Here is a 9,274-nt window from a genome sequence, read left to right as displayed (position 1 = left end):
TTTGACAACTTTAAAACTAGAATTCTCATTGCTTTGAACATCAAAAAGGAGAGAACCAATTTGGTCCTCTCCAGGGTATAGCTTTTCATCAACCCACTACAGTTGACAAAGAGCCGATACAATTTAGTAAGAAATAAAAAAACAAGGTCAAAAAACCTTGTTCTTATTACTATACCGGCGGCCGGGGTCGAACCGGCACGTCCTTGCGGACACTGGATTTTGAGTTTGGCTCTTACCGTTTTATAATTATGTGAAGCCTTTCAAATAGCCTTTTTAAGAAGTTACCTCTATCGCAAAAACGATAGTTTTTTTATTTTTAGTAACTTTTTAGGATTTACTTTTCCTCAATTTATCCATTATTTCTTTACTTAACTTATCGATATCCTCGTCAGTACCGAGTTCTTCCCCAAACAACTTACTAAAAATAAAAGACTTATAAACTTTGTCACGACTTTCATCAGTACCATCATCAAGTAATTCTAGATAATGTTGAAAATCTTTAATTACTCTTTGTTTTACTGTTTCAAAGTCTTCATCTTCAGTAACTGAATAATTGACAGGTTGCCATTCATTATATCCCATTTTATCTAGCCTTTCATCATTTTTCTAATAAGTAGATTATACCATATGCGTATAGAATCTTTGTTTTTTAGAACTCTTTAGAAATTAACTAACCTTTTTATTTATAACTGCCTTGTTTATTACTTGAATTTTAATAAAAAGGTGGTACAATATAAATAGAAAAGAGTGTTGCACGAACAACACCCAACAGAGCCGTTTAAGACGGTGGCTGTATTAAGTTATATAGAAATAACCGTCAACTCGCCAAAGTTAGGACGGTTATTTCTTTGTCATTTTTACTAATTCAAGGATTAACTTCACGAGAGCAATAACAAAGTTACCAGCTACAAACATGAGTGTCAAAACCTCAAATGTTGACAATTTAGGCTACTCCTTTCTACTAGGATTTTACTGGCTATGCACATAAGCACCACCTACCTTTCGATTAAGTAACCACCGTCTTAACTTCTCTGTAAGAGATATTATATCAGAAAGATATTTTTTTGCAATTAGATTATATAGTATTTTGTTTATTTTTATGTCCATGATATAATAGATAACAAAAAAGACAGGAGAAAGATATGAATTACTTTCAAGCTAGGATATCTTTAGAAACTGCTTACTATTTTCACCTTTTAAAAAGTATGTATCAAAGCGAAACCTCCGACTACGTTACTCAAGCTTTTGTTATTGCAAAAGCTATTGACGAGGTTGCTGAAATAAATAATTGGGAAAAAATTATTTCTGACAATTCTATCAAGATTGAAAATACTTTAAATTTTGAAGAAAAGGATTTACGTCTTAGAGTTCAGATTACTCCTCAACTTGAAGAGACTATAAAATATTATAAATCATATCTTCCCCAATTTATTGGTACTAGAAGCATTACATTGGGTGTTGCATTAAAATATATTCTAAAAGCAGTAATATTACTTAGAAAAAATCCCGATATTATAAATTCTGTTTCTCAAGATATTAATGAACTCTTTTACATATATGAACAAAAAATTTTAGATTACATAGCTCCAGCAAATCAAAATCATTTTATTAGCTTATTTAATGAGTTAAAAACAGAAGTTTCGAAAAAATAACGTCCATTTATTAAAATGGTCGTTTTTTGTATTGACAAATCTATTTATTTTTGCTATTATCTAAATATAAGTTCCGATTTAAAAATCGGACATAAAAAGGGGGCTATATGAGTGAATTTGACCAAGAAGCACTAGACTATTTCTATGAAGAAATGGACTGCTATTATGACGAAAATGAGCAAGAAGAAATCTTTGACGGATTTGATGATTAACTGGAGGAAAAATCTATGACAAAACTTACAGCTTCCACTTGGAATATTAACCAGCGTTCAGGACTTGGAAAACAAGTTCCTGATATGGTAACCGATGAATTAATCAAATTAAATTCAGATATTATATGTTTAACTGAATACGTAAAAACAGATAGCCACAGTCTATTCTGTTCTAGTTTAGAAGTTAACGGATATACAATTTTTTCTGACCATCGTTCTCTTGATTTTGGAAATGAAATCCTTATTGCTATCAAAAGCAACTTAATCAGTGATAGCAAAATCATTATCATTGATAATAATAACGATAACCCAAACTTTTTAATGGTTAAGGCGAACATCGCTGGTAAAAAATTAAATATTATTGGCACCCGAATTAAGACAGGAGGGAAAGATATTATACAAGACTTTAAAGAAAGGAAAATTCAATTAGATAATCTAATTACTCATTTACCAGAAAATAATGAAATGACAATTGTTCTTGGAGATTTTAATAATGGATTTTTCAAAAAAGACGATGATATTCAATCGTATAAAGGAAAAGCTAGAGAGTATTATTCCTATCCTTTATTAGTATCAGAAATGAACAAAGTTGGTTTAACAGTCTATACTCCTAATAATGCAAATTCTTGGAAATACTGTAAGTTAGACCACATTATCGGAAATATTTGTATTTCTGATGAAAATTATTTATGGGACTTCTTGAAAAATCCTGATTATAAAAATAAAGTTAGCTATCCTGACCATGCCGTATTGACTGCAAGCATTTCACTTTAATTCTATTAGAGGTATCTATTATGTTCAAAATAAAACAAGTTGCAGACCTAAAGAAGAACTATATTCTCTCCTGCCATAGATTGAAACTAATGCACTGGTCAACATTAGCTATCACTATCTGCATAATATTTAGTATTATCGCAAATATCCGAGCCCCCGATTTTATCCGAATTGTATTTTACCTGTTCAGTGGCTTTCTTATTTACAAATTTCATCTTAAGCTTAAACATCTAAGATATGAAGCTGATTATTATTTTATTTTAAGAGAAAGTTTACTGTATGTTCTACATACAAATCAACTTTATACTACTAATAAGGATAGCTCTGGATATGAGAATATTGTTAGAAGTGCAGTCTTGCAATACGAGTTAGACAAGGGAAAAGGACACGTCCTTGTAAAAGCTTTAATTACAGGAGATGAATTTAGCAAAAAAGTCCAATCTCTCGATGATGTGCTTGCTGGAACTCTTGGACTGGAACTAGAAGAAAAAATTATCCGCCCTAGCTTTGTAGAATACCATTTCTACTACAAAAAACATGATAGGCTCGTTCTGCAATCTCACAATCAAAAACAAGAGATAGATAACCTTGATATAGAGCTAGGATATGGCATAACCTATAGTCCTGCAAAATGTCCTCATATTTTGGTCTCAGGAGGTACAGGGAGCGGAAAATCCGTCTTCATATCTTTCTTGATTTTAGAACTTCTCAAACGTCAATCAACGGTATATATAGCAGACCCTAAAAATTCTGACCTAGGTAGCTTATCGCATTACTTTGGAGATAAATATGTAGCAACCACTCCAAATAATATAGCTCGTATTGTTCGTCTAGTAGTTGAAGAAATGCAAAGTCGATACCAATATATGCATGATAACTTTCAATATGGCTCAAATTTTACTGACCACGGCTTTAAACCAGTCTGGTTAATCTTTGATGAAATGGGAGCTTTCCAAGCTTCAGGCACAGATAAAAAATCCAAAGAAATTATCACAGAAGTTATGGACGGTATTAAGCAAATTATTCTACTCGGAAGACAATCGGGCATATTTATCCTTGTATCCGCTCAACAAATGCGGTCTGAAACGCTGAATACAGACCTCAGGGATAACCTAGGGCTACGGATTGCCTTAGGTGCAAATTCAAGTGAAGGGTATCGCATGGTCTTTGGCTCAGCTACTCCTGATAAATTTAAACCTATCGAAGTAAAGGGGGCAGGCTATCTCTATATGCAAGGCTCAGGAAAAGAAACTGCTCAATACTGGGAAAGCCCTTATCTCGATACATCTCAATTCGATTTTATTAAAGAACTACAACTTTATTTAAAAGAAACGAACTAATTTCAACGGATATTTTTGCTTAAATTCGTTAGATTTTCAGCAAAAATATCTGTTCCTCATCGCTCTGCGATGATAAAAGAAACGAGGTATTTTATGAAACTAAATGATTTTCTTAAAGCAGAACTACTTGGAAACCGCTTCTGTGCAGTTAAAGGATACACAGAAGTTTTAGACCGTGAAACCAGCAAACCTACAGCCTTGCGATTAAATATATCTATCCAAGATGAAAATAGTGATTTCTTCATGGAAATGATACAAGTTAAGGTCAATACACTTACTCCTACTGCTTCTGTGCAAGATATGGCAAACAATAAGACTTGTCCTGTTACTCTTAAAGATTTAAATGTAGGGCAATTCAATGGAAACTTGTGGTTCGCTTGTTCTGATGTTTTACCTGTAACAAAATAGCTAAGATTAGATAATATATAGAGGAGTTTTACAATGCAAACTTTTAGTTACGATGTTTTTAAGAATGAAAAGGGGATTGTCTCATTTTCTGAAGCGGAACAAATCTATTCTAGTCTTCTTAATTCCTCCAATCAACTTGATAAAGAATTTCAAGAAGAATGGACAACATTTGTACTTCTATGCGTAGAGTATACCTCTATACGTGGTAAATGGCTTACACTCTCAAGAGAAGAAAAACTTGCCAATGATGAAGCAAGAGCTGTTACTCACAATAAAGTTATTTATCAACTAAAAATTTTAAAAAGTTTGGCAAACGAACAGAGCAATGATGTTACCTGGTTTGAAAAATTTAACGATGATAGAAAACGTATTGGGGACTTTGCTTGCTATGTGGCTTATATCTATGCCTTAAATGCTCGATAAACAATTAGAGGATATTATGGCTATATATTACTCTATGTCTGATATTCATGGACATTTTAATGAATTTATTGATAGCTTGTCAAAAGTAGATTTATCTGATAAACAAAGTCGACTTATCTTACTTGGAGACTATATTGATAACGGTTCTCAATCTTTTCAAGTTATTTCTAAAATAATTGAACTTGAAAAGATTTATCCAAAACAAATTATTACGCTTTTTGGAAATCATGAAGAATGGTTTTATGATTGGTTGATTTTAGATAAGCCTACTGCTTCTGCATTTCCAGAAACAATAAAGAGTTTCTTCTCTACAGTGGAATTGAACTATATTTTAAAATCAAATCCTAACAACCTTGAAACAGGTATTAGAAACGAAATTAGAAATAATGCTAAGTTTATCCCATTCATAAACTGGTTTCAAAAACGATATGAAGATAGTCGTTATTTTGAAACAGAAAATCAAATTTTTGTCCATGCTGGAATTGATGAAGCTAATAATCTTTGGAAAGACCTAACGAGTCCAGAGATGTTTACAAACAAATTTCCTATTACCACTGGTGGATTTTATAAAGATATTATTTCTGGGCATGTTGCTTCTTGGGAAGTAGCTAAAGATAAAAGTTATCTAGGTAAGATTTACCATGATAGTAAAAGTCATTATTTTATTGATGGAGATGTAAAGAATAGCAAAAAAATACCTGTTCTTTGCTATGATACCATTAAAAAATCTTATCACTATTAAATAGTGTGTAAAAACAATTACCTAAACCACAAATTTAATAACTACTTCTCATCATGTACCTAAGCAAAACTGCCGACAAGCAGTCGGCAAGCTGGAAGTGTGTTTAGCGGAGCGGTGCTTAGGATCACATGATAGAAGTAGGGAGGAGCTTTGCTCCTCCTAGTTTATTTATTATATAGACAATCTTTCGGCGAAAGCCAACCTAAAAGGAACTATTTTTTATGACCTCATCCTCATATAATAAAAAGATAGTTCGTACTTCTTCCTATATTGAAATTTGGGAATATGAAAAGCCAATATTTTCAAAAGGAAAGTCTATATTCGATACTAATACCGAGAACAAAGAAAAAACTCAACGAAGAACTTTTGATGAACTAACACCTGAAGAACAAGAACAACGTCTTGAACGTATGAAAAAAACTCGCTTAGAAGCCAAGTGGAACTTACTCCGTTTAGTAGATTGCAATTTTGATGATACGACTTCTTTTTTAACATTGACCACTAAGGAAAATATCAGCGATAGAAACCACTTCAAAGACTTACTCAAAACATTTATCAAACGCTTTAACTATCACATATTTCAGACTAAAAAAAGCCAATTAAAATATATTACAGTATTAGAAAAACAAAAACGTGGAGCATGGCACGCTCATATTCTACTTTTCAGCGTTCCCTATATCCCACATAGTCAACTATTAAAACTTTGGGGGCATGGAGCAGTACGGATAAATAAAGTTGATGTCGACAGCAAAGAAAACCGCGGTCGATATGTTACAAAATATTTTGAAAAAGGTATCGGACAAGAGTTATTAGAAAATTTTGGAAAACAAGCCTATCTGTCATCTCGCAACTTGAAAAAACCTGATGAAGATAAGTTTTATACCTACGAAACATTTGACTATGACAGCTCAACTGTCCTATATGAAACGGAGTACACTAGTAAAGTCTATAAGGACGGACAGTATTTCGATAATCGCGTTACCTACAAGAAGATAAAGCTAGATACAAAGGAGTAAGTCACATGATAGCAACTGTAAATAAGAATGACCTAGTTGCCCTTGGTTTCTCTGAGGGAACTTCAAAACGCATTATCCGACAAGGGAAAGAACTTCTAGTAGCACGAGGATTTAGGGTGTATCAAAATAAACGGATTGGAACTATACCTGCTACTATAGCTACTGAACTACTCGGGTTTGATGTTCAAAATATCCCACTTACTAGGGGGTAACAGATGGCAATACGAAAAGACAAAGACAATAGATGGATAGTTGACATCAGCAACGGTTTTGACCCCATCACGTTAAAGCAACGTAGAATTGTTAGAAAAGGATTTAAGACCAAGAAAGAAGCCACCGAAGCAGAACACTACCTACGAAGTGTAGAGCTAAAAGAACGCTTCTACGGAGCAAAAATAACTGTTCCCATGCTTTATGACATGTTGAAAGAAGAAGACAGCATAAACAATAGAAAAATAAGCTATATCAATACTCAAGAGAATAACTACAACAAGCATATCAGAGAGTATTTTATAAACGTGGATAATGTTGGAAAACTGACCTATGAAGATATCTATCAATTTAGAGAACAACTCCGTCAAAAAATAGCACAAAATACTGATAAGCCATTAAGTACAAATACAATTAACAAAATCATGATATTGCTTAAAAAGATATTTGATGTAGGTTTGCGTAAAGGCTATTATTCAAATAATCCTGTAAAACTACTTAAAAAACTTCCAATCGAAAAGCCTAAAATGCAATTCTGGACAATTGCAGAGTTTCAACAATTTTTAAAACTCTTTGAGGGTGATGAATACAATATAAAATTATTGTTCACCGTCCTCTTTTTTACAGGACTACGGCTCGGTGAAGCACTCGCACTCACTTGGCAAGACATAGATTTTACTAGTAATACAATCCATGTTACTAAATCTACTTACGTAAATAAAGGTATCAGCCATATCAGTACAACAAAGACTAAGGCAGGTACTAGAAGAATCATCATCAATAAAAAATTAAGTCAAGAGCTGGAAACTTGGCAGAAGAAACAAGCAAAACAATTACAACAATTCTCAAATGACATAACTACACTACAGGTATTTCAAAATAGCCCAATCATCATTACTAAGAACGCTATTGAAAAACAGTATAAGAAAATCCTTGAACGTGATAACACATTAAAAAAGATACGCATACACGATTTTAGACACTCACATGCTTCTCTTTTAATCAATAATGGAGAAGATTACCTAGTGGTTAAAGAACGCCTAGGACACGCTTCTATAACGACCACAATCGATACCTATTCTCACTTATACCCAAGTAAGCAAAAGGATTTAGCTGATAAACTTGATGAACTAATATAAAAAGGATACCTCATTAAGTATCCTTTTAAATTATTAAATGCTTATTCAATAAAATGCGAGGCAAGAGGGTTAGTCAGGCTCACGAAAAATATGCTCAAGCAATTATTTAAATCAACACAATGGAAGTAAATACAATTATCTTCATTTGATAGTTCTATTAGAAACGGAAGAACTCCATAAAAACTTATAATGTTACGTAAATAGCACAATGAAGCAAACAACATATTCTCATCAGCCTCCATTGCTCCTAAAACCTGACCACATTCTAATAAGTAATCCCCCCAAGCAATGCTATCAAATGTATTCTCTTTATCAATAAAATCAGTTACAGACTTTGGAATATTACTTCCAACCTTAGACAAACCATTTAAAATTGTAGTATTGTCAAGTTTATCAAAAATAAGATTTTGAATTTTTCCATAACTTATTAGTATCTCAGCTCTCCTTTTAAAAGTAGCATATCTATAATATGAACTTTCTCCAGTCAAGTTTTTAACGGCGTCTCTAAGATAATTATTAATCGTTTTATTCCCTAAAACAGGATAAACTTTTCGATAGAAATCATCTTTAGAAAGTTTTAAATTAACGTGGGCATCTAATTCGTCAAAATCAGTTTCCCAGTCTTTAACAACACTATCACAAATGTTATCTGCATTTATTACTATCATAGTAGACCTCTTTCTTTTATGTCCTTTTATTGTGTAAAGGACATTATTTTTATACTTGTATTATATTACTAATTCTCATCTATGTCAAGCCCAAAATAGTAATTTTTAGTAACTACCTCCATATAAGATAATAGAAAAATCAAAAAGACAAGGCTTAAAAACCTTGTCTTTCATACTATACCGGCGGCCGGGGTCGAACCGGCACGTCCTTGCGGACACTGGATTTTGAGTCCAGCGCGTCTGCCAATTCCGCCACGCCGGCAAATAGTAACTGGGGTAGCTGGATTCGAACCAACGCATGAGGGAGTCAAAGTCCCTTGCCTTACCGCTTGGCTATACCCCAATAATATAAAATAGGCGAGTGATGGGGATCGAACCCACGCATGCCAGAGCCACAATCTGGTGTGTTAACCACTTCACCACACCCGCCATAATTTTATTAACACGGGCAGTAGGAATTGAACCCACACTGAAGGTTTTGGAGACCTTAGTTCTACCTTTAAACTATGCCCGTAACTAAAGCAATGGAAGGGGAGGGATTCGAACCCCCGAACCCGAAGGAGCGGATTTACAGTCCGCCGCGTTTAGCCTCTTCGCTACCCTTCCAAGTTATAAATAAGATATGGCGCGAGACGGAATCGAACCGCCGACACATGGAGCTTCAATCCATTGCTCTACCAACTGAGCTAC

Annotated in this window: 12 protein-coding genes and 6 tRNA genes; 9 read left to right on the top strand and 9 right to left on the bottom strand. The window is 33.6% G+C overall.

What is annotated here, in order from left to right; translation table 11 throughout:
- Positions 1-327: 327 nt before the first annotated feature.
- On the bottom strand, positions 328-582 hold the full coding sequence (locus tag ACIY14_RS09405) for a hypothetical protein (protein ID WP_114880775.1): 255 nt from the start codon (positions 580-582) through the stop codon (positions 328-330).
- A 258-nt stretch (positions 583-840) separates the two neighbouring features.
- Positions 841-942, bottom strand: coding sequence for a putative holin-like toxin (locus ACIY14_RS09400; protein ID WP_232007535.1), 102 nt, complete (start codon positions 940-942; stop codon positions 841-843).
- Between the two features lie 200 nt (positions 943-1,142).
- On the opposite strand from ACIY14_RS09400, the gene ACIY14_RS09395 reads away from it, so the two are divergent.
- From ACIY14_RS09395 to ACIY14_RS09355, 9 genes are all read left to right on the top strand, one after another.
- Entirely contained in the window at positions 1,143-1,652 is a 510-nt protein-coding gene (locus ACIY14_RS09395) for a hypothetical protein (protein ID WP_114880776.1), read from the top strand.
- A gap of 227 nt (positions 1,653-1,879) precedes the next feature.
- Positions 1,880-2,638, top strand: a complete 759-nt coding sequence (locus tag ACIY14_RS09390) for an endonuclease/exonuclease/phosphatase family protein (RefSeq protein ID WP_409002379.1) — start codon at positions 1,880-1,882, stop codon at positions 2,636-2,638.
- A 20-nt stretch (positions 2,639-2,658) separates the two neighbouring features.
- Positions 2,659-3,978, top strand: coding sequence for an FtsK/SpoIIIE domain-containing protein (locus tag ACIY14_RS09385; protein WP_114880778.1), 1,320 nt, complete (start codon positions 2,659-2,661; stop codon positions 3,976-3,978).
- Positions 3,979-4,071: 93 nt separating this feature from the next.
- A complete protein-coding gene (locus ACIY14_RS09380) occupies positions 4,072-4,386 on the top strand; it encodes a hypothetical protein (RefSeq protein WP_409002378.1) in 315 nt (104 codons plus the stop codon).
- Positions 4,387-4,419: 33 nt separating this feature from the next.
- On the top strand, positions 4,420-4,809 hold the full coding sequence (locus ACIY14_RS09375; RefSeq protein ID WP_001193036.1) for a hypothetical protein: 390 nt from the start codon (positions 4,420-4,422) through the stop codon (positions 4,807-4,809).
- A gap of 16 nt (positions 4,810-4,825) precedes the next feature.
- Positions 4,826-5,551, top strand: a complete 726-nt coding sequence (locus ACIY14_RS09370; protein WP_409002377.1) for a metallophosphoesterase — start codon at positions 4,826-4,828, stop codon at positions 5,549-5,551.
- A 221-nt stretch (positions 5,552-5,772) separates the two neighbouring features.
- Positions 5,773-6,567: a Rep protein gene (locus tag ACIY14_RS09365; protein ID WP_114880782.1), complete on the top strand. Its 795-nt coding sequence runs from the start codon at positions 5,773-5,775 to the stop codon at positions 6,565-6,567.
- Between the two features lie 5 nt (positions 6,568-6,572).
- A complete protein-coding gene (locus tag ACIY14_RS09360) occupies positions 6,573-6,779 on the top strand; it encodes a DUF3173 domain-containing protein (RefSeq protein WP_114880783.1) in 207 nt (68 codons plus the stop codon).
- A gap of 3 nt (positions 6,780-6,782) precedes the next feature.
- On the top strand, positions 6,783-7,916 hold the full coding sequence (locus tag ACIY14_RS09355) for a tyrosine-type recombinase/integrase (protein ID WP_409002376.1): 1,134 nt from the start codon (positions 6,783-6,785) through the stop codon (positions 7,914-7,916).
- Positions 7,917-7,957: 41 nt separating this feature from the next.
- On the opposite strand, the gene ACIY14_RS09350 is transcribed toward ACIY14_RS09355, so the two are convergent.
- The 7 genes from ACIY14_RS09350 to ACIY14_RS09320 all read right to left on the bottom strand — a co-directional run bounded on the left by ACIY14_RS09350 (position 7,958) and on the right by ACIY14_RS09320 (position 9,274).
- Positions 7,958-8,584, bottom strand: a complete 627-nt coding sequence (locus ACIY14_RS09350; RefSeq protein ID WP_409002375.1) for a hypothetical protein — start codon at positions 8,582-8,584, stop codon at positions 7,958-7,960.
- A gap of 178 nt (positions 8,585-8,762) precedes the next feature.
- A tRNA-Leu gene (locus tag ACIY14_RS09345) sits at positions 8,763-8,846 on the bottom strand.
- Between the two features lie 9 nt (positions 8,847-8,855).
- Positions 8,856-8,927, bottom strand: a tRNA-Gln gene (locus ACIY14_RS09340).
- 13 nt (positions 8,928-8,940) lie between these two features.
- Positions 8,941-9,013 (bottom strand) — tRNA-His (locus ACIY14_RS09335).
- Between the two features lie 14 nt (positions 9,014-9,027).
- Positions 9,028-9,098, bottom strand: a tRNA-Trp gene (locus tag ACIY14_RS09330).
- An 11-nt stretch (positions 9,099-9,109) separates the two neighbouring features.
- Positions 9,110-9,190: transfer RNA gene (locus ACIY14_RS09325), tRNA-Tyr, on the bottom strand.
- A 17-nt stretch (positions 9,191-9,207) separates the two neighbouring features.
- Positions 9,208-9,274, bottom strand: a tRNA-Phe gene (locus ACIY14_RS09320).

The organism is Streptococcus sp. ST16 (assembly GCF_046098135.1).
Taxonomy (GTDB): Bacteria; Bacillota; Bacilli; order Lactobacillales; family Streptococcaceae; genus Streptococcus.
The sequence above is the reverse complement of the archived record's forward strand: the minus strand, read 5'-3'. Positions and strand labels throughout refer to the sequence as shown.

Coding starts and splice junctions, on each gene's coding strand:
- ACIY14_RS09405 (WP_114880775.1), bottom strand. CDS start 582: ATGGGATATAATGAATGGCAACCTGTCAATTATTCAGTTACTGAAGAT.
- ACIY14_RS09395 (WP_114880776.1), top strand. CDS start 1,143: ATGAATTACTTTCAAGCTAGGATATCTTTAGAAACTGCTTACTATTTT.
- ACIY14_RS09390 (WP_409002379.1), top strand. CDS start 1,880: ATGACAAAACTTACAGCTTCCACTTGGAATATTAACCAGCGTTCAGGA.
- ACIY14_RS09385 (WP_114880778.1), top strand. CDS start 2,659: ATGTTCAAAATAAAACAAGTTGCAGACCTAAAGAAGAACTATATTCTC.
- ACIY14_RS09380 (WP_409002378.1), top strand. CDS start 4,072: ATGAAACTAAATGATTTTCTTAAAGCAGAACTACTTGGAAACCGCTTC.
- ACIY14_RS09375 (WP_001193036.1), top strand. CDS start 4,420: ATGCAAACTTTTAGTTACGATGTTTTTAAGAATGAAAAGGGGATTGTC.
- ACIY14_RS09370 (WP_409002377.1), top strand. CDS start 4,826: ATGGCTATATATTACTCTATGTCTGATATTCATGGACATTTTAATGAA.
- ACIY14_RS09365 (WP_114880782.1), top strand. CDS start 5,773: ATGACCTCATCCTCATATAATAAAAAGATAGTTCGTACTTCTTCCTAT.
- ACIY14_RS09360 (WP_114880783.1), top strand. CDS start 6,573: ATGATAGCAACTGTAAATAAGAATGACCTAGTTGCCCTTGGTTTCTCT.
- ACIY14_RS09355 (WP_409002376.1), top strand. CDS start 6,783: ATGGCAATACGAAAAGACAAAGACAATAGATGGATAGTTGACATCAGC.
- ACIY14_RS09350 (WP_409002375.1), bottom strand. CDS start 8,584: ATGATAGTAATAAATGCAGATAACATTTGTGATAGTGTTGTTAAAGAC.